The following is a 19,673-nucleotide window of genomic DNA, read 5'->3' on the forward strand; positions in this document are numbered from 1 at the left end:
TTTTTCAGCCCACGAATTTTCACGAAAGGGGCGAAGAAGCACAAATTCAGAGCCCCCTCCAGCTCCCTCATAAGTGGGAGTGCTCAACCTTGATCCTCGGACTTGTCAGACTATTCAGACTGGTCGGACTGGTCTGAAAACAAAAAAGGCCGCCAAACGCAAGTGGCAGCCGAGCACTCCCCCTCATGGGGGAGATGGAGGGGGCTTTGAGAGGACTGTAGCCTTTTCTTCTTTCGCCTTTATTTTTTCTTTTTCCTACTTCGTCATCTCTTGGCACACCTTGTCTTGGAAGCGGCGGGCTTGGCTGCCGCGGAGGGTGCCTTGATTGAAGAGGGCAAAGGCGAGGTGGTGGCCGTTGGGAGCTTGGGCGTAGCCGCAGAGGGTGCTGACGCCTTCCACGGTGCCGGTTTTGGCGCGCACGTTCCCATAGGCCGTGCCTCCGCGCATACGGCGGCGGAGCGTGCCGTCCTGGCCAGCGATGGGGAGGGAGGGCAGGAGGTGGTTGTAGATGTCCTGGTGCTGATAGGCATAGCGCAGGAGGCGGAGGAGGAGTTCGGGAGAGGCGTAGTTGTAGAGCGAAAGGCCGCTACCGTCGGCAAACTGATAGTGGGCGGGGTCGAGACCTATGAGGCGCACGAAGCGTTGGAGGCGTTCGGTGGCGCGGCGGCGGTCGGCATAGGCGCGGCCGGACTGTGCGCCAATCTGATAGAACATGGATTCGGCGTAGAGGTTGTTGCTCTCCTTCATCATGCGGAAGAGGATTTGATCGATGGTGTGTTTGCGGGTGACGAGGGTGATGACATTTGCCCCGATGCTCCCGCTGAGGGTATTGCCTTCCACCACGATGCCACTCTCGGCGAGGAGTTCGGCAAAATGCTCGGCGAAGGTGTCTTTGCCGTTGAAGAGAAGCGGCGTGAGCACGGGGTTGTCGTCGTCCCAGCACCAACCCCAGCCGTACTTTTGGGTGTCTTTCATCGAGAGGTCGAGGATGATGTTGCCGCGCAGGGTGTCGATGCCTTGTTCGCGCACGGCCTGGACGAAGGCCAGCAGGTCGTCGCGGCCGAAGAGCGGGTCGAAACCGGCGCGCACGTAGAGATTGCCAGTGAGCACGCGGCTCGCGATGGTGCCGTCCATGAGCAGCGAGGTGGAATAGTTGTAGTCCACGCCGAGTTGGGAGAGTGCGGTGACGGCAGTGAGGAGTTTCTGACAAGAGCCGGGGCGCATGGTTTGCTGTTCGTTGTAGCGAAAGAGGGCCGAATCGGCCGTGAGGTCATAGACATAGATGCCCACCTGCGTGCGCTGCAAGAGTTCGTCGGCGAGGAGGCGCTGCAAGCGTTCTTGCAGGGTGCCCGTCAGCAGGGTTTCCGCTGTCGTGTCCACCTCAAGAGAGTCGACAGCCAGCGTGTCCCGCTCCTGCGCCATGGCCAGCAGTGGGAGGAAGAATATGAGGGTTAGGAGTTTCCGCAACACAGTCCTTTCTTTTTCTATTTTGCGGCTGCAAAGATACTGCAAAGCCGCGGGAAAGCAAAGGGGAGACCTCTCTTGGTGGGGTCGGACTGGGCGGACGGGAGGAGGCTCTCGCTATGCCCTACAAAGTGCCTTTTCACCTCTGCGGATGATGGTGAGCAGATATTGTTCTATATAACTCTCTTGAGTCTTCAAGAGCTATAAGGTGTTTTTTAATAGATGATTTTATTTGTTTGTATAATAATACAAATTATTAACTTTATTTCTAATAGCATATATATACATTTGTACGATTTTAATATCAATAAATACAAAATGAAAAGTTTTTATCATCAATAAACAAGAATATGAAGAAATTATTTCTAAGCAATCTCTGCTTCATAATAAGCCTCACGACTGTTGCGCAGACTTGGAACTTTGGATTTGGTGGTGGTTATCTGCATAACCATTTCTCTATGAAGCGTTATAAATCGACAGGAAACAGTGGCTTCAAAGTGGAAGCTGTTGTCGACTACAAACTTTCATCTGGCTTTGTTTTTTCGTCAGGTTTGGGATTCTCACAGAAAGGAGGCACTATTGAGGGGAATAAAATAGGAGGTGCTAATGATGTGCGTAAAGTTGAAGCGTTTCCGATGAATTATCTGACAGTGCCCCTCGTTGCTGGCTATAATGTGCAATTGGGGAAGTTTTCGATTCTGCCACAAATTGGAGTCTATGCCGGAATTGGAGTTGGAGGCAAAGGACATGTTGAGGGAAACGATGGATGGGGAAAACACTATCGTGAAAGGATGAATCTGTTCAACACTCCCGAAGTGACACCTTACTGCCAGTTCAACAGGTACGATTATGGAGCAACAGTGGCTGTCAATATTGATTATTCAATGTTTAGACTAAAGGCGTACTATGAGCATAGCCTGCACGAAATGAATAGTCTATGGGGCGATCCTCGTCATCGTAGTGTTGGCGTGTCGGTGCTATATATGCTGAAATAACAGCATATAAGCTTGTGTAGGAAAATGGGCAAGTCCTTGGAGCATAAAATGCTCCAAGGACTTGTTTTTTTATGAGAGGACTGGGCGGACGGGTCAGACGGGTCGGAGGTCCTCTCAAGAGGGTGGGTTCTCGGACGGGTCGGACTGGTCGGACTGATCCGAGATTTTCTTGAGGAGGACTGGCCCTCTCAAGAGGCCCTCCTTGCGAAAAAAGGAAAATCCCGCGCCTCTGGGGGGGAGGTGCGGGATGGTCTTATTTTTTTAGCGCTGGGCTTCGGCTTAGATTCCGAGCTTAGCTTTTACTTTTGCTGTTACATCTTCGCTGACAGCGGTGTTGATGAAGATGCTGTTGGCGCGAGCTGTTGCCACGTCCATGACGTAAACGTAGTTGCCCTCTTTTGCAACGGCCTGAACGGCGTCGAGGACTTTCTGCGTGATGGGCTGCATCTTCTGCTGCTGTGCTTCCTGGAATGCCTTAGCATTGTCCTGGCGAGCCTGCTCGAGTTTGTCGCTCATTTGCTGAAGTTCCTGCGCGTAGCGGTCTTTGATGTTCTGCGGTGTCTTCTCGTTGACTTCTTTGCTGTACTTGTCGTACTTAGCTTGCAGCTCCTTCTGCATATCGTCGAGGTTCTTCTGATACTGCTGACCGAGGGTTTGCAGCTCCGTCATGGCCTGCTTGTAGGCGGGCAACTGGCTGGCAGTGGCTTCGAGGTCGAAGTGAGCAAACTTCTGGGCGCTGATAGTGAGCGGTGCGAGGAAGAGCACCAGCATTAAAAGTTTTTTGATCATAGCTTTATTTTCTTTTTATTATTGATTTTGCGGGCGAATTTAGCAACTTTAATTGGAATAGCCTAATTGGCTCAACACTTCGTTAGAAATATCTATGGAAGGACTGGCAAAAATGATGCCGGCAGTGTCGCTGCTGCGGTCGAGGACGAGTTGGAAGCCGCGGCGTTGTGCGATGGCTTTGACCACGTTGTAGATTTCGTCCTGAATGGGTGCCACGAGGCTTTGGCGTTTCTTATAGAGTTCGCCTTCCGGACCAAAATATTTTTTTTTCAGTTCGCTGGCTTGCTTTTCTTTGTCGACGATGGCTTGTTCGCGCTCTTTTTTCTGCGCATCGCTGAGGAACACGGCCTCGTTCTGGTAGTTTTTATAGAGCGTTTTGCTTTCGTTGTCGATGGCTTCCACCTCGGCTTGCCATTTTTTGCTCACTTGGTTGAGCTGTTCGTTGGCGCGCTCGTATGCGGGGATATTGCCCATGATATATTCCATATCAATGAGGGCAAACTTCTGGGCGTGTGCGTTGAGCGTGAAGGCTACAACCAGAAGCAGGAGTGAGATGATTCTTTTCATATTTTTTTCCTTTTTTGGTGGGTTCAGACTGGTCGGACTGGTCGGAGGTTTTCTTGAGGGGATTGGGTCTCAAACTGGTCCGACCCTTTTCGGTAGAGACGGGTTCAGGAGTGAAATGTTACGCTGCCGTCATCAGAAATCTTGGTTGAGAATGAAGTGGAACTGGCTGCCACCGATTTTCTGACCATTGGCATTGTAGCGTTGGAAACCGTAAGCCCAGTCGATGCCGAGCATACCCACCATGGGGAGCATCAGGCGCACACCGATACCGGCACTGCGCTTCATGTTGAAGGGGTTGAACTTGCGGGCGTCGGTCCATGCGTTACCGCCTTCAACGAAACCGAGGACAAAGACATTGGTCTGTCCTTCGAGGAGGAGCGGATAGCGTAGCTCGAGGGCCATGCGGCTATAGGCGTAGGCGTTGTTGCCGTCGTCGCCAGCGATAGAACCGTTCTCGTAGCCGCGAAGGCCGATGGTCTCGGTGGCGTAGCCGTAGGAATAGCCGGACATTCCGTCACCGCCCACATAGTAGGCCTCGAAGGGCGATTTCTTATAGCGGTTGTAGGCTCCGAGCAAACCGAATTCCACGCGTGTCATGAGGACGGGGGCTTTGATGGCACCGGTGAGCGCGGTGAAGGTGCGGAGCTTGAATTTCCATTTGTTGTATTCCACCCAGCGGAACTTCTCTTGCATCTCTTTCTGATACGTTGAGCTCTTGTAGTTGGTAGCCAGGTTCTTATAGTCCTTGCCGTCCCAGAGAGAGTAAGGCGGCGTGAAAGCCACGCTCAATTCGAGTTCCGAACCGCGGCGTGGGTAGAAGGTGTTGTCCGTTGAGTTGCGGTTGAGGGAGAGGTTGATATTGAAGTTGTTACAGTTACCATCGTGGATGATGAAGTACTGCCACGACTTGAGCATATAGCGCGTGTAGTTGAGCTGTGCCGTAAAGGTGAAATAGTCGTCGGGCCAGCGCAAACGCTTACCGAAACCAAGGGAGAGGCCGAGGAGCTTTACGTACTTGTCGGGGTCGTAATAATTCGTGTAGTTGTAGTAGTTGGAATTATTGCCGTAGCCCGAGAGGTAGTTGTAGTAATAGTTGTTGTAATAGCTATTGTTGTAGTAGCTGGAGTTCATGTCGCTCTGCTTGGAGTAGGACAGCGTCACGGAGAGCTGGTTGGGACGTTTGCCGCCAAACCATGGGTCGAGGAAGGAAAGCGAATAGGCCTGATAGTAGGTACCGTTGGTCTGCACGTTGAAGGCCAACGTCTGTCCGTCGCCTTGCGGGATGAATCCGATGTGGCGATTGCCTTTGGAGAAGAGGTTGCCGATGGAGAAGTTGGTAAACTTGATGCCGGCTTGTCCCACGATACCTGTGGGGCCCCAACCGATGGAGAGCTGCACTTGGTCACCACCTTTCGACACGAGGGGATACGTGATGTCCACGGTGCCGTTATAGGGGTCGGGTTTGATGCCTTTGTTCATACCGCTTTGCAGGGCTTCGGCGTCGAACTGGTTCATCTGTGCCAGGGCCATCACGGAGCGTTTGATGGACTCCATGCTGAAGAGGTCGCCAGGTTTGGTGTAGAGTTCGCGCCGCACCACGTTTTCGTAGACGCGGTCGTTGCCCGTGATGTTCACGCGGTTGAAGCGTGCTTGGCGGCCTTCTTGGATACGCATTTCCAGGTCGATGCTGTCGCCCACCACATTGACTTCAGCGGGGTCGAGATTGTAGAAAACGTAGCCGTTGTTGTAGTAGAGATTGCCCACAGCGTCTTCGTCCTCGGAGAGGCGCTTATGGAGCAGAGTTTGGTTGTAGACATCGCCTTTCTTCATCTGCAGGATGCGCTCGAGCACGTCGGTGCTGTAGACCGTGTTGCCCACCCAACTGATGTTGCGAATGTAATATTTCTGTCCCTTGCTCAGGTCGAGGTATACGTCCACATGGCCGTCGTCCACCTTTGCCACGCTGTCGCTTTTGAGCACTGCGTCGCGGTAGCCCCAGGCGTTGAGTCGCTTCAGCACATTGTCTTTGTCCTCGCCATACTTCTCGGGAAGGAATTTCTTCGATTTGAGGAAGTTCAGCAGTGTGCGCTCATGGGTTTTCTTCATGGCGCGCTTGAGTTTGGAGGCTTCCTTGGGCGTCACGCCGGAGATATAGATGCGGTTGACATGGATTTTGCTGCGCTTGTCGATGTCGATATTCACCAGCACGCGGTTGTCGGCTGTGGCATCCTCTTTCTGTTGGATGTCGACTTCGGCGTCCTTGAATCCCTTCTCGTCGAAGTAGCGCTTGATGATGATCTTGGCGCGATTGACCATATCGGGCGTAATCTGACTGCCGTTTTGCAGACCGAGGCGCTTCTCGAGGTCTTCGCGTTCCGACTTCTTCACGCCGCTATAGCTGATGGAGCTGATGCGCGGTTGGGCGGTGAGATGAACGTGGAGGTAGATGCGGTTGTCCACGATACTATCGGCCGTAATCTTGACGTTGGAGAAGAGCTTCTGCTGCCAGTAGCGGCGCACGGCGTCGGTGATGTCGGTGCCGGGAACGGCGTAGATCTTGCCCACTTCGAGGCCGGAGATGCTCTCCAAAAGGTCGTGGTCGTAGCCAGGGATTTCGTCCACGGTGAGGCCGCCGAGGATGTATTTCGAGGGCGTGACACTATAAACGATGTCGGGCTGACGCTGCACATTGCTCACCTGTGCCTGAGCGGCGGAGATGCCAGCGAGGGGCAGGGCGGCAAAGAGCCATAGTTTTGCGAGTGATATATTCATTTTCTTCAAGATAGCGTTGGGGTGTGGGGGTTATTCCTGCGTGAGCTGTTCGGAGGTCTTACCGAAGCGGCGTTCGCGACCTTGGTAGTCGACGATGGCGCGGTAGAATTCTTCGCTGCGGAAGTCGGGCCAGAACGTGTCGCAGAAGTAGAGTTCCGTGTAAGCCGACTGCCAGAGCAGGTAGTTGCTGAGTCGCTGCTCGCCACCGGTGCGGATGAGCAGGTCGGGGTCGGGCATGAAAGAGGTGGAGAGCTCTTGGCTGATAACGTCCTCGGTGATATCCTCGGGGCGTAGGTCGCCACCTTTCACGCGGCGGGCGATGCGGCGCATCGTCTCCGTTTGCTCCCAGCGGGCGGAGTAGCTGAGGGCGAGCACCATGGTCATACCGGAGTTGTTGGCCGTGCGCTGCTCGAGTCCCACGAGTGCGCGGAGCACTTCCTGGGGCAGGCGTGTGATTTCCCCGATCACGCGCAGGCGGACGTTGTTCTTCATAAAGAGTTCGTCCTCGAGACTCGTCAGCAAGAGACCCATGAGCGCGGCCACCTCGTCGGAGGGGCGGTTCCAGTTTTCGGTGGAAAAGGTGTAGAGCGTCAGGAAGCGCACACCGAGGTTGGAGGCGGTCGTTGTGATTTCGCGCACGGCTTCCACGCCTTCTTGGTGGCCCATGCTGCGGTGCTGTCCGCGTGCCTTTGCCCAGCGTCCGTTGCCGTCCATGATGATGGCCACGTGGGCGGGGATGCGTTCCGTATTGATTTGCTCTTTCAGTGTCATAGTGATGATGGGGTTGTGCGGCCGCACGCTCAGTCCTTGTTGCAGGTGGGACATTTGGGCGAGAGGTCGTAGGTGAGGGTGACGAGGGTTAGGTTGTAGTGGTCTTTGTTGCGAAATTCGCCCGACTTGATGCCGCGCGGATTGGCCAGACCTTCCAACTTGTCGTTGGGGGTGAAATGAAATGTCCAGTCGAGCCCGAGATTCACGCGGGGGGCTATCTTCCATTTCACGCCGAACCCTATGGGTATATTCACCGTGGCCACTTTGCCGGCATCGGAATAGGTCAGTCCTAATCCGCCTTGCAGGTAGGGCACGATGCGCTTGAAGCCCTGATAGCTCTTCACCCAGCCGTAGGGCAGGAAATGGAGTTCGAAGAGGGCGTTGAGATCGTAGAGGTTTCCCTTGGCCTCGTGGTGGAGGCGTGCCGTACCCGCTGCGGCGGGATTGGCGGGGTAGAAATCCAGAATTTTATCGGTAGTGCCGCTCACCTTCATGTAGCCGCCACTCACTTTCACGGCCATGCGCGGATTCAGTGGGAAGCGGGCCAGCAGTGCGGCGGCCGGCGTGGGCGTGCCGTAGAGCTTGGAATTGACATCGTTCAAACCGAAACCGAAGCCGCCGCCTACGCCTAATTCAAGACGATAAAAAGCGTCGTCGTCATCGCCCGAGGCGGCATGGAGCGCGGAAACTGCTCCGAGGAGGAACAGCAGCAGAGCCAAGCTGCGAACAAGGGCCAGAGGGCCTTGCGCGTGGGGGCGAGGGTGAGCGGTGGTGACTGTCATCGTAGGGGGATGAATGTTGTTATTTATATATATGCCTATGGCGACTTATTTGAAAAGCGTGTCTTCGTTTTTCCAGCCGAGGCGGTTGATGCGTCCGCGCCACACTTCGCCGCTGCCGGCACATATTATATATATATAGTTCTGTGCGTCCACCGTGACGGTTGCGCTCGTGGCCCCACTGATGGCGGGCACTTTGAGTTCTTTCTGCAACCAGGTGTAACCGTTGTCGCGACTCAGATAGAGGCCGCCAAAACTGCCGTCGTTCTTCTCGCCGGTGAGCAGCAGTGCGTCATCGTAGCGGGCGAGGGTGTAGTTCTGAAGTGTGGGGAGATGGCCGCGGCGGTGGGCATCGAGCGGGAAGTTGACCCACCCGAAGGTGTCCGTTCCCGAGAGGTCGAGGTCGCGCTGCCACAACACGGGCTCATTGCCACGCAGTCCCAGCACAACGGCTTTCTCGTAGTTCTTACTCACGGTGGAGGCGAATACGATACCGGCGTTCTCGTCCAGAGGCAGTGGAGCCGAGGAGTCGAGGGCATCGGCGGTCCAGGTCTTTCCGCCATCGGTACTGCTCACCAGGCTTGCGCCAGAGAGGGCCAAGAGGTGTTTCGTGCCACTGCCCACAAGTTGTGTGAAGCTGTTAGGCCCACCAGTGGAGTTCACAGGATTCCAGTTGATGCCGTCCTCGCTCGTCATGAGTTGGTTGCTGGCCAGGGCAAAGAAACTATTGCCGTGGCGCACCACGGAATGGGCATCGAGCGTGGCGGGTGTGATGGCGTGGCAGGTCCACTGCTGCGGACTGGCGGTGTTAGCGGTGAGCACCACGGGCATGGTGCCTTCAAGACCGAAGGCATAGAGCGTGGACTCTACGGTGAGGGCGTGGAGCTGACGCACGGAGCTAAAGGCGGAGAGTCCGCTGGCCGTGCGCTGCCATATCATGGAGTCGCCCCATTCCTTATGAACGCGGATGTCCACCTGATATTTTCGGTTGGAAACGCCATCGGTGGCATACACCGTGATGATGCGCGGCGTAGAGAAATCTATGGAGTCTTTCTGATTCAGAAGGGTATCCTTCCCCGTCACCTTCGACTGTATCGACACGGTGCCGGTGGCCGTAAGTCCGGAGAACACGATTTTCTTAGCATCAGTGCCCACGGGCAGCGAATCCACGTTGAAGATGCGCTGGTTCACCTGGTCGATAGTCAAAGGATAGAGCGATCCCGTCACCTTGACGGTATAAATCGAGTCGGCCCCACTGCGGGAGAGCGTATGGAGATGACGATTGAGTGTGCCGAGCGTCATCGCCTTCACCAGGCAAGCCCCCGACGTCAGGTCCTCCACTTCGCTTTTCGTATTACAGCCGACATTGGCCATCAACATGAGTAGTGCGCTAAGCATCAGCGCCATGCGGGATTTCTTCATAATTTTCTTAAGTAGTCCTCAAGCCTTCGCTCTCATGCGCATCTCGCGCGCGTCTGCCAAGGAGTATTTTATACAACGTGCAAAAATAGCCTTAAATTTCGCAACTACGAAATTTTTAATCTTTTTTGAGGTGAGGTAGGTGGAAAGGGAACACGAATTGAGCGATTTTTTTTGGGGAGGGGGTGGGAAGGGAATGCGAATTTTACGAATTTGGCGAATTTTACGAATTTGGCGGAAGGTGGACAGGGAATGCGAATTGAGCGAATTTTACGAATTGAGCGAATTTTCTTTTTTTATTATTCGTTCCCATTCGCCCAAAATTCGCAGACCATAACCAAGCTTAAAAAAATTCGTAAAATTCGCCTAATTCGTAAAATTCGCATTCCCTTCCCACCTTCCGCCAAATTCGCCCCAAATTCGCAGACCATAACCAAGCTTAAAAAAAATTCGTAAAATTCGCTCAATTCGTAAAATTCGCATTCCCTTCCCACTCAGCAATAAAAACACGGTATTTTTCTTTGACAAAACAATCACTTTTTCGCGCCCCCTTATTCCCCCACTCGACACAATAAGGCTATCCACTAACACAATAAGGCTATCCACTGACACAATAAGGAAGCCAGCCGGTACAATAAGGAGACGGGCGAGAAAAGCCCTATCCATCGGACACTGAAAATCTATATACCACAAGAAACAGCCCATAACGAGCAACTCCCTGAAGATGCGCCCCATAATAATAAATCGTGACAGAGAGTGACACACGCACAAAAAAGTTTTTAACACTTAGAATATCGTTTACAACCCACAGAAAAAGCAAGAAAATAATTGCTTAAAAATTTGCATTTTCGAGAGCCTTACCCTACCTTTGCCGAAGCAAAACAAACCTCCCACAGAGGCTCTATCACTAACCCCAAAATCCACCCCTCTGGACGCGCGATGCGCCCTCACAACCATCTCTAAAACCATCCAAGAATCATGACCTCCGAAGTTATCATCACCCGACCCGTTTGGGAAGAATATCGCTGCATCAAACCGCGATTGCGCAACCAAGCCTTGGCCGCACTCATCGACTACCTCATGACGGGGGAGAAACCAGCCTTCTCGCGCAACATCAACACGCCATTTAATCAGCTGTTGGTGACCTACAAAGAGAGCACAGAAACCTTGCATTCATCTCGCACTCATCTTGCACTCATCTCGCACTCATCGCAAGAAGAAGAAAAACAGAAGAAAGCATCTTCCCCCTGCACCCCTATCTTGAAAGAAGAAGAAAAAGAAGAAGAAAGGCTAATTCTTCCTACGTCAGAATTAGCTGCGCGAGACACGGCCGAAACAGCTCTCGAAGTTGTCGAAGAACCAATCGGACAGATCGGACCAGTCAGACCAGTCAGACCAATCGGACAAGTCGGACCAGTCAGACCAGTCAGACAGGTCAGACCAGTCCGAGACCCAAACAAGAGGCAGCCGAGCACTCCCCCTCATGGGGGAGGTGGAGGGGGCTCCTTCCACCCTCCCACCCTCGACGAAGTTTGCCGCCATGTGGCAGCGAAGGGCTACAGCTTCGACCCCGTCGCCTTTTTCAGCCACTACGAATCGAACGGCTGGCTCGTGGGGCGCACAAAAATGAAAAATTGGCATTCGGCCTGTATCACCTGGGAACGCAACCAAAAAACTTATGGAAACTACCGACAATCTACTTCTGCAACGCGCCGCGACGCCGACCTCCAAGCTGGGCGCGAAACTGCCCTCGACGCCATCCGCCAAATTGCCAACAGTCCTTACTGAACTCCAACGGCGCTACCCCTCCCTCACGGCTTTTGGCCAGGCTATGAACCCCGACGTGCAACGCTTCTACGGTCGACTTCCGCTCTCGGATTGCATCCAACGCAGCGCACCCACGCTCCGCCAGCTCGACCAACTCTACGGACCCAACTCGGGCCGCGTGTGGATAGTGCCACAGCTCACGCGCATCGCCGAATTCTGCGGACAAACAGCGCGGTGGAGCACGCTCCAGATGCAAGAGCTTACGGCCATCATCCTCCAGCAATTCGGTCAACTCACGGTGTGCGAACTCAGTTGGTTTTTCCAGCACTTCAAAGGTGGCCGCTACGAACGCTTCTATGGCACGCCCGACCCCATGGTGCTCACGCGCAGCCTCCGCTCGTTCCTCTCCGAGCGCAACATGACCTGGCAGCGCATCGAACAAGACCGCGCCAACGAAGCGCGCCGCCACCCCGAGGGCCTCGTGGGCATCGCTGCCCTCAAGAGCTACCTCGCCCGCTGCCGAGAAGCTGGGAAAGATTCGATATTAGAGCCCCCTCCACCTCCCCCATGAGGGGGAGTGCTCAGAACAGGATGACTATTAGACTCTGACAATTCTTCAAAAAAACAAGTGGTAGCCGAGCACTCCCCCTTTATGGGGGAGATGGAGGGGGCTTCCACCCCAAAAAAAACCAAAAACCATGCAAGACAATCTCTCAAAACTCTCCGCCATCGGTATGCTGATGGCAGGTGTCGGCCTCACCATCGCGGGCTTCATCGTCCCGCCACTGGGTGAAATCTCCGACAGCGTACTGTGGTTTACAGCCCAGACGCTCATCTACGCCGGTAGTATCTTCGGCGTGAAGGTCTACATCGACCACCAACTCAAAACTCGTCACTAACCTCTAAAAACCAACAACCATGAGAACTATCAATAACATCTTCGTGCATTGCACCGCTACGCAACCTTCCGCCAACATCGAGGCGCTCCGCAACGGCTTCCGCGCCCGCGGTTGGCACGCCCCCGGCTATCACTACGTGATTGAGGCCGACGGCACACTGCGCCGCCTCTGGGCGGAAGAGCACGTGGCCAACGGCGTGCAGGGCTACAACCAACACGCCATCCATGTGGCCTACATCGGTGGTATTGACCCCGAGGGTCGACCGAAGGACACGCGCACCTGCGCCCAACGCACCACGCTCGAAGCTCTCCTCCGCCTCCTCCACTGGCACTACCCCACCGCCCGCATCCGCGGCCACCGCGAGGTGAACCCCAACAAAGCCTGCCCCAGCTACGATGTTCAGAGCGAAATCAAGAGGCTGGAGGAGGATTAGATAAAGCGAAAGCCTCTCAAGAGGACCTCGGACCAGTCCGACCAGTCCGACCAGTCCGACCAGTCCGAGAACCCACCCCTCAAGAGGACCTCCGACCCGTCCGACCAGTCTGAGAACCACCCCCCCGCAAGAGGACCTCCGACCAGTCCGACCCGTCTGAGCCCACCAAGAAAGGCTTGAATTTTCTTTCCTTTTCTCTTGCACAATCCACTCTAAATTCCTATCTTTGTAATGTCTTAAAAGAGAAGCTTCAACGAGACACTAACCAAATCATTATCACTAACCTGCACCACAAAACCCACGTTGAGTGGATGGTGCTTAAAATCATCAAAACCATGTTAAAGTACAAAGTAATCCAGCGAAAGAATCCTATTGACAAAAGTGTGAAGTACTACGCCCAAGAAGTTGAGCAAACTCAGATGAGTTTCGCCACCCTCTGCGACAAGATTTCACACTCCAGTACAGCCACTGCTGCCGATGCTTCGGCCGTCATCAAAGAGGCCTGTGTCCACGCCCTCGAAGCCTTGCTCGATGGCAAGAGTGTGAGCCTCGGCGACCTGGGTAGCCTCCACACCACCATCAAGTCGAAAGGTGCTGCCACGGCCAAGGACTTTGAGCCCAAGCTCCTGCGCAACATCATGATTCGCTGGGTGCGCCCCACGCGCTTCCGCGCTGCCTTCGACCTCGAGAAAGGCAAGGTGAGAGTGCAGAAGGTGTAAAGAGGAAAAAGATTTCTTACCTAAAAAAGCAGCCACGCGCTCAAAAGAGCATGTGGCTGCTTTATTTATCTTAGGAAAAAGAGAAATACTACTCTTTCGGTGCTTCAGGCACTTCGTTTTCTTCCTCTTCTTTCTTTTTCTTCTTGCTGGGAATCTGACCGTAGATAGCGAGACCTATGACAAGAAGAACAACGGGCTTCAGACCAATCTGAGTGCCCAGAGGCAGAGAGGGCTTATCGGCAATCTCAAACTTACATTCCTTAGCAATCTCTTTGGCTTCTTCCACGGTGAGGTCAACATATTTCTCCTCTTTGTTGTCAACAAGAGCATAGGTATAGTCGCCATAGTTCCACACAGGACACCAGAAAAGGCTAAAACTCTTGTAGTGAACACCAAGATTGAAATGGTCGCCCTCGTCGTTGGCAAAACTGTCGGGCAATTCGTGGAGCGTTTTGAGAGCATCACCATTACCATAGATAATGACGCCACGGGCAGAAGCCGTCGTTGAGCAAACAAATGCCACTACGAGCATCGCCAGCATTACGAAAAATCTTTTCATAGTTTTAATTGTTTTAATGAATTGTTTAGAGATGTGCAAATGTAAGTGAATTTCTCTTTCGCAAACAAGAAAAGAATAAAGAAATTCCAAAATTTAACAATAGAGCCGCTCCAATTGTATACAAAAAGACAGTCGTTTCCCTCCCGCAGGAGAGGCCATAAAGGAGCGAATCAAAGCGGATCTACATCAAAATAGAGTTGCACGCCTTTGAGTTCGGGACGCGCTAAAAGGACATCGCGAGCAGAAAGGAGGGTACGGCGGATGCTGGCCGCGGAGAACGCGGGGCGCACCTTGAGCATCATCTTCCGAATGTAGAGCGCTTGGATGCGCGCCACGGCGGGACGGTCGGGACCGAGGAGGTCAGACTGGAAATAAGGGCGGATGCTCTGCGCAAACTTTTGTGCGGCGTCTTCGCAAATGCGCTCATCGCGGTGGCGCACAAAAATGTTGATGATGCGGCAGAAAGGCGGATAGAGGAACTCGCGCCGCTCAACGAGCTGACTGGCGTACATGGCGCGGTAGTCGTTCGTCACGATTTGCTGCACCACGGGCAACTGCGGTTGGCGGGTCTGAAACACCACGAGGCCGCGACGGCCCTTGCGCCCAGCGCGCCCCGCCACCTGGCTGAGCATCTGAAACGAACGCTCAAAGGCGCGGAAGTCGGGCACATTGAGACTCTGGTCGGCATTGAGGATGCCCACCACGTGGACCCGCTCGAAATCGAGTCCTTTCGTGACCATCTGCGTACCGATCAAGATGTCCGTTTCGCCCCGCCCGAAAGCCTCGAGGATGCGTTCATAACTGGAACGGCTGCGCGTGGTGTCGAGGTCCATGCGCGCCGTGCGGGCTTCGGGGAAAAAGGCGCGCACGGCAGCTTCTATCTTCTCCGTGCCATAGCCTAAGTCGCGCAATTCGGTGCTACCGCAGTTGGGACACTGCTGGGGCAGCGGATAGGGCGTTCCGCAGTAGTGGCAAACGAGGCGGCCCTGCTGCTGATGGTAGGTGAGCGGTACGTCGCAATGCTCACAATGAGGTGTCCAACCACAGGTGTGGCATTCCAGCACGGGACTATAGCCGCGGCGGTTCTGAAAGAGGATGACCTGTTCGTGATGAGCCAGCGCCTCGCGAATCTCTTCGGTCAGGCGCGGCGAGAACGGGCTTTTCATGAGTTTCTTACGGCGTAATTCTTTGACATCTTCCACGACGATTTCGGGCAGTTGCCGATCGCCGTAGCGCGTGGTGAGTTCCACGAGGCGATACTTCCCAGAAAGCGCGTTGTGGTAGGTCTCCACGGCTGGCGTGGCCGTTCCGAGAAGCACGCGAGCACCGGTGGAACGTGCCAGCACGAGGGCTGCATCGCGAGCGTTATAACGCGGTGCAGGATCTTGCTGTTTGTAGCTCGTTTCGTGTTCTTCATCAACGATGATTAGCCCCAAGTTGCGGAAGGGCAGGAACAGACTGGAACGCACGCCGAGAATGAGCGGAAAAGGCCGCTCCGAGAGTTGCCGCTGCCAGAGTTCCACACGCTCGGCATCGGGAAACTTAGAATGATACACGCCGAGTTTGTCGCCAAAAACCCGACTCAACCGCGTCATGATCTGCGTGGTAAGGGCGATTTCGGGCAGGAGATACAGCACCTGTTCTCCGCGCTGCAAAGCTTCCTCTATGAGGCGGATATAAATCTCCGTTTTGCCACTGGAGGTAACGCCATGCAGCAAGACGGGAGTAGAGGCGGATTGCATGATTTCCTCATAGGCCTGCTGCTGCGCTGGGTTGAGTTCTTTTGTCAAAAGTTCGGGCAGTGCTTTCTGCGTCTTGAGTCGGCCCACTTCATAGTCGTAGACCTCCAAAATGCCTTTGCCGACGAGGGCAGAAAGGGCAAACTCGGATGCACCTGGGAGGCGAAGGAGATCGCGCCGCGCCACTTCTTCGAGCAAGCCCATATTGGAGAGGGCAAAAGCCGTGGAGGCCTTGGAAAACTCGAGATACTTAAGGAGGAGTTCGCTCTGCTTAGGAGTGCGCTTGAGATTTTCAAAAACTTCATTGAGGCGATTCTCATCCTGAAAGTCGGCGGCAAGGCGCACATGTTTCTCCGTTTTGGGCCGATACTGCCGCGTCATCTTTTCTTCCATCACGACAGCGTCACGCTCCAGCAAACGGCGCACAAGCGGTAGGATATTGTCAATATTTAGTTCACGCTGCAAACTCGCCAAGCTCTCTCCTTTTTCAGCCGAAAGAGCGTCGAGAACACGACTCTCGCGCTCCGTGAGAACATCGAAATCGGAGAAATCGGGATGCTTCCGCACCGCGCTCTCGCTCTCGAGTTTGAGGCCCGAAGGCAGGGCGGCTTTCATGACCTCGCCCAGCGTGCACATATAATACTGCGCCATCCACTCCCAAAACTGCAACTGCGCGGGCAGCAGCAGGGGTTGCTCGTCCACCAGTTCGGCCACGTCCTTCAAGGCGGACGCGTCGACGGTGGCAGGCAGCGTGGCGCGGAGGCGGAAAACGATGCCGGTGTAGTACTTGCGGCGACCGAGCGGCACCACAACTCTGCTACCCACGACAACCCGCCCTGCCAGCTCCTGCGGCAGGCGGTAGGTGTAGGGCTGGCTCACGGCCAAGGGCAATATGATATCGGCAAACTGGTTCATCTTCCGTGCAAAGGTAATAATTAAATGTGCTAAGTAGGAAATGTGCTCCTGCGGCAATAAAAATATAAGGCGTATTTTGACAAAATCCGAGAAAATACTTATCTTCGCCCAATAATAGTGAATTATAACAAATAAATAAGGTAAAAAAGATATGTTCGACGTAAAACAATGCCTCGCAGAATGTGAGGAAAAAATGGAAATGAGCGTGATGCACCTCGAAGAGACGCTGGCTCAAATCCGCGCCGGAAAGGCCAATGTTCACATCTTAGACGGCATCCGTGTAAACTCCTACGGTAGCCAAGTGCCGCTCAACAACGTATCGGCCATCTCCACTCCCGACTCGCGCACCATCGCCATCAAGCCTTGGGACAAGAGCATGTTCCACGCCATCGAGAAGGCCATTATCGACTCCGAGGTGGGCATCATGCCGGAGAACAACGGCGAGGTGATCCGCCTGGCCATCCCCGCACTGACCGAGGAACGCCGCCGCGCGCTGACGAAGCAGTGCAACAAGGAGGCTGAAGAAGCTAAGATGGCCATCCGCAACATTCGCCGAGACGGTATCGACAAGCTCAAAAAAGCCGAAAAAGAAGGCTTGAGCGAAGACCTCCGCAAGGACGCTGAAAACGACCTGCAAAAGATTCACGACAAGATGGTGAAGCAGATCGAGCAGCTCCTCGAAGTCAAGAACAAAGAAATCATGACTGTCTAAGCAGCTCTCCTTGGTGGGCTCAGACGGGTCCGACCAGTCCGACCAGTCCGAGAACCAGTCCCCCTCAAGAGGACCTCCGACCAGTCCGACCAGTCCGACCAGTCCGAGCCCACCAAAAAAAGTCCCCTCCACCTAACTATGCCAACCCTCACCACACACACTCACGGGCAGGTAGTACGCAGCACTGGTAGCTGGTACACCGTGCGCACCGACGACGGGCGCGAAGTGGAATGCAAAGTCAAGGGCAACTTCCGCCTGCGAGGCATCCGCTCCACCAACCCCGTGGCCGTGGGCGATGGCGTTAGCATCATCGAGGACGGCAGTGGAACGGCGTTCATCCGCGAAATAGACGAGCGCCGAAACTATATCGTTCGCAAAGCCTCCAACCTCTCCAAGCAGAGCCACATCCTGGCGGCCAATCTCGACCTGGCGCTCCTCGTCGTGACCATTGCGCGCCCCGAAACGTCCACGACGTTCATCGACCGCTTTCTGGCCAGTGCGGAGGCCTACCGCGTTCCTGCGGCCATCTGTTTCAACAAAACCGACGACCTCTCCAGCGAAGAGCGCGAAATGCTCGACTACCTCACGCTCATCTATCGCGACATAGGCTACGATGTGCTACATGTGTCGGCCGTCACCCATGAGGGACTCGATGCGCTCACCCCACTGCTCACCAACCGCCTCACGCTCTTAGCGGGCAACTCCGGTGTGGGGAAGTCTACCCTCCTCAACGCGCTCATTCCCGAGGCTCACGCGCGCACCGCCTCTATCAGCGATGCCCATGAAACGGGCATGCACACCACCACCTTCTCCGAACGCTACGACCTGCCCCAGGGAGGCGCACTCATCGACATCCCCGGCATCAAAGGCTTTGGCACGTTCGAGTTTGAAAGGGAGGAAGTGTCCCATTTCTTCCGCGACCTCTTCAGCATCTCCGCCGAATGCCGCTTCGGCAACTGCACCCACACCAACGAACCTGGTTGCGCGGTGCTTCAGGCCCTCGAAGAACACCGCCTTGCGCCTTCGCGCTATCAGAGCTACCTTTCCATGCTCGACGATAAAGATGAATCGAAGTATCGCGAGGCGTATTGAAAAAAACACACGAACACTTCTCTCTCGTTCGCTCCTAAAAACATTCCGACGCACCGGACTCCACTGAACAGTCCGACTTGTCCGAAAAACAATAGCATTATGTCACCACTCCTCCTCATCGGCACCATCGTCCTCGTGGCCCTCTTGCTCTTCGCCATCGAGGCTTTCGTCACGCCTGGCTTTGGCGTGCCTGGCATCACGGCCTCTGCCCTCATCCTCGTGGCCGATGCCATCACTTTCTACCATTATGGCGCATTCATCGCCACTTGTGCCCTCTTCGCCTCCGTGGCCTTCGTGCTCTTCTTGTTCTGGCTCGTGAGTCGCTCGCCCATCATCAAGCGTGCCGAACTCCACACCAACATCGACTCTACCAATGCCACCGCGGCACAGCTCTCCGTGCGCCCCGGCGACGAGGGACGCGCTCTCACTCGCCTGGCTCTCATCGGCAACGCTGAGATAGACGGCAAGAACGTTGAAGTGAAGAGTGCCGGAGGTTTCATCGATGAAGGCACCCCCATCCGCGTTGTGAGCGTGCAGGATGCCCTCATCCTCGTAAGCCCGAAGTAGCACTTCTGCATCAGACTCATAGATATAAATATGCGTGCCTCCATTCCTTATATAGAACAGAAATTCAAAGAATACAACCAACTCATCTTCGGCAACCACCTCCCCGACATCCCCATCCGCCTCTCCCGCGCAACGACTTTCGTGGGGAAGTACCAACACCGCACGCGCCGCACACCGCTGGGGCGCATTGAGCCTTACGACTTCTACTTGCGTTTCAGCGTGCTTTTCGACCTCACGCCCGAAGAACTCGACGATGTGATTATCCACGAAATGATTCACTACCACATCGCCTACCACCGACTCCACGACACAGCGCCTCACGGCCTCATCTTCTGCAAGTTGATGAACGACATCAACCAAACCTTTGGTCGCAACATCAGTATCTCCCACAAACTCTCTCCCGAAAAAGTTTCCGCAGTGAAGCAGTTGCGCCAAACGGTACACGTCATCGCAGCTCTCCGCCTCGCAACAGGCGGCGCGGGCGTCAAAGTGCTCCCTCGCAGCCGCCCACGCATCGAGGCCTACTACAAGCGAATGCTCACACACCCCAAAGTGGAAGCCATCAGCCTTTATATCTCCGACGATCCGTTTTTTAACAAATACCCCACTTCTTCCACTCTCTCGGCCTACGAGATTGAGGAAAAAGAACTCGAAGCTCACCTCCAAAAAGCTTCTCCCTTGAAGCTACAGTTTTCAGAGGCCTGAGGGCCTCTTT

At 54.5% G+C, this 19,673-nt stretch carries 19 protein-coding genes and 1 pseudogene; 9 read left to right on the forward strand and 11 right to left on the reverse strand.

Features of this window, described 5'->3' with window-relative positions:
• Positions 1-255: 255 nt before the first annotated feature.
• Together dacB and ACO4R2_RS02045 are read right to left on the reverse strand one after the other, a co-directional pair.
• On the reverse strand, positions 256-840 hold the full coding sequence (gene dacB / locus ACO4R2_RS02040; protein WP_484769016.1) for a D-alanyl-D-alanine carboxypeptidase/D-alanyl-D-alanine endopeptidase: 585 nt from the start codon (positions 838-840) through the stop codon (positions 256-258).
• A gap of 147 nt (positions 841-987) precedes the next feature.
• A pseudogene (locus tag ACO4R2_RS02045) lies at positions 988-1,422 on the reverse strand (D-alanyl-D-alanine carboxypeptidase); the annotation flags it as partial.
• Positions 1,423-1,814: 392 nt separating this feature from the next.
• On the opposite strand from ACO4R2_RS02045, the gene ACO4R2_RS02050 reads away from it, so the two are divergent.
• Positions 1,815-2,459: a porin family protein gene (locus tag ACO4R2_RS02050; RefSeq protein ID WP_484768982.1), complete on the forward strand. Its 645-nt coding sequence runs from the start codon at positions 1,815-1,817 to the stop codon at positions 2,457-2,459.
• 279 nt (positions 2,460-2,738) lie between these two features.
• On the opposite strand, the gene ACO4R2_RS02055 is transcribed toward ACO4R2_RS02050, so the two are convergent.
• From ACO4R2_RS02055 to ACO4R2_RS02080, 6 genes are all read right to left on the reverse strand, one after another.
• Entirely contained in the window at positions 2,739-3,248 is a 510-nt protein-coding gene (locus tag ACO4R2_RS02055; RefSeq protein ID WP_311489699.1) for an OmpH/Skp family outer membrane protein, read from the reverse strand.
• Positions 3,249-3,296: 48 nt separating this feature from the next.
• The gene (locus ACO4R2_RS02060; RefSeq protein ID WP_311489698.1) at positions 3,297-3,815 is read right to left on the reverse strand and encodes an OmpH family outer membrane protein; all 519 of its coding nucleotides are present in this window, start codon (positions 3,813-3,815) and stop codon (positions 3,297-3,299) included.
• 132 nt (positions 3,816-3,947) lie between these two features.
• Positions 3,948-6,587, reverse strand: coding sequence for a BamA/OMP85 family outer membrane protein (locus ACO4R2_RS02065; RefSeq protein ID WP_484768983.1), 2,640 nt, complete (start codon positions 6,585-6,587; stop codon positions 3,948-3,950).
• 30 nt (positions 6,588-6,617) lie between these two features.
• The gene (locus tag ACO4R2_RS02070; RefSeq protein WP_484769017.1) at positions 6,618-7,358 is read right to left on the reverse strand and encodes an isoprenyl transferase; all 741 of its coding nucleotides are present in this window, start codon (positions 7,356-7,358) and stop codon (positions 6,618-6,620) included.
• Between the two features lie 29 nt (positions 7,359-7,387).
• Positions 7,388-8,140, reverse strand: coding sequence for a type IX secretion system protein PorG (gene porG, locus ACO4R2_RS02075; protein WP_484768984.1), 753 nt, complete (start codon positions 8,138-8,140; stop codon positions 7,388-7,390).
• A 45-nt stretch (positions 8,141-8,185) separates the two neighbouring features.
• Positions 8,186-9,559, reverse strand: coding sequence for a DUF6242 domain-containing protein (locus tag ACO4R2_RS02080; RefSeq protein WP_484768985.1), 1,374 nt, complete (start codon positions 9,557-9,559; stop codon positions 8,186-8,188).
• Positions 9,560-10,534: 975 nt separating this feature from the next.
• On the opposite strand from ACO4R2_RS02080, the gene ACO4R2_RS02085 reads away from it, so the two are divergent.
• On the forward strand, positions 10,535-11,344 hold the full coding sequence (locus ACO4R2_RS02085) for a hypothetical protein (RefSeq protein ID WP_484768986.1): 810 nt from the start codon (positions 10,535-10,537) through the stop codon (positions 11,342-11,344).
• Positions 11,325-11,894 (forward strand): DUF6633 family protein, encoded by a 570-nt coding sequence (locus ACO4R2_RS02090; protein ID WP_484768987.1) that lies wholly within the window; start codon positions 11,325-11,327, stop codon positions 11,892-11,894. The genes ACO4R2_RS02085 and ACO4R2_RS02090 overlap by 20 nt, the downstream gene beginning before the upstream one ends.
• Positions 11,895-12,036: 142 nt before the next feature.
• Here ACO4R2_RS02090 and ACO4R2_RS02095 read toward each other — a convergent pair whose 3' ends face one another.
• The gene (locus ACO4R2_RS02095; protein ID WP_484768988.1) at positions 12,037-12,219 is read right to left on the reverse strand and encodes a hypothetical protein; all 183 of its coding nucleotides are present in this window, start codon (positions 12,217-12,219) and stop codon (positions 12,037-12,039) included.
• 22 nt (positions 12,220-12,241) lie between these two features.
• Between ACO4R2_RS02095 and ACO4R2_RS02100 the strand changes: the two genes are divergently transcribed.
• Positions 12,242-12,655: an N-acetylmuramoyl-L-alanine amidase gene (locus tag ACO4R2_RS02100; RefSeq protein WP_484768989.1), complete on the forward strand. Its 414-nt coding sequence runs from the start codon at positions 12,242-12,244 to the stop codon at positions 12,653-12,655.
• A gap of 335 nt (positions 12,656-12,990) precedes the next feature.
• Complete coding sequence (locus tag ACO4R2_RS02105) at positions 12,991-13,374, forward strand: HU family DNA-binding protein (protein ID WP_311489690.1); 384 nt, start codon at positions 12,991-12,993, stop codon at positions 13,372-13,374.
• Positions 13,375-13,462: 88 nt separating this feature from the next.
• Here the strand turns inward: ACO4R2_RS02105 and ACO4R2_RS02110 are convergent, their stop codons facing one another.
• Both ACO4R2_RS02110 and priA read right to left on the reverse strand, forming a co-directional pair.
• Positions 13,463-13,933, reverse strand: coding sequence for a hypothetical protein (locus tag ACO4R2_RS02110; protein WP_484768990.1), 471 nt, complete (start codon positions 13,931-13,933; stop codon positions 13,463-13,465).
• A 170-nt stretch (positions 13,934-14,103) separates the two neighbouring features.
• On the reverse strand, positions 14,104-16,587 hold the full coding sequence (priA, locus tag ACO4R2_RS02115) for a replication restart helicase PriA (protein ID WP_484768991.1): 2,484 nt from the start codon (positions 16,585-16,587) through the stop codon (positions 14,104-14,106).
• 151 nt (positions 16,588-16,738) lie between these two features.
• Between priA and frr the strand changes: the two genes are divergently transcribed.
• From frr to ACO4R2_RS02135, 4 genes are all read left to right on the forward strand, one after another.
• A complete protein-coding gene (gene frr / locus ACO4R2_RS02120; RefSeq protein ID WP_009348008.1) occupies positions 16,739-17,299 on the forward strand; it encodes a ribosome recycling factor in 561 nt (186 codons plus the stop codon).
• Between the two features lie 138 nt (positions 17,300-17,437).
• Positions 17,438-18,391 carry a ribosome small subunit-dependent GTPase A gene (gene rsgA, locus ACO4R2_RS02125; RefSeq protein ID WP_484768992.1) on the forward strand — a complete coding sequence of 318 codons (954 nt, stop codon included), beginning with the start codon at positions 17,438-17,440 and terminating at the stop codon, positions 18,389-18,391.
• A gap of 99 nt (positions 18,392-18,490) precedes the next feature.
• On the forward strand, positions 18,491-18,958 hold the full coding sequence (locus ACO4R2_RS02130; protein ID WP_347719571.1) for an NfeD family protein: 468 nt from the start codon (positions 18,491-18,493) through the stop codon (positions 18,956-18,958).
• A gap of 30 nt (positions 18,959-18,988) precedes the next feature.
• Positions 18,989-19,663: a SprT-like domain-containing protein gene (locus ACO4R2_RS02135; protein WP_484768993.1), complete on the forward strand. Its 675-nt coding sequence runs from the start codon at positions 18,989-18,991 to the stop codon at positions 19,661-19,663.
• The last annotated feature ends 10 nt before the right edge of the window (positions 19,664-19,673 follow it).

The sequence above is a fragment of the Alloprevotella sp. genome (assembly GCF_057240785.1).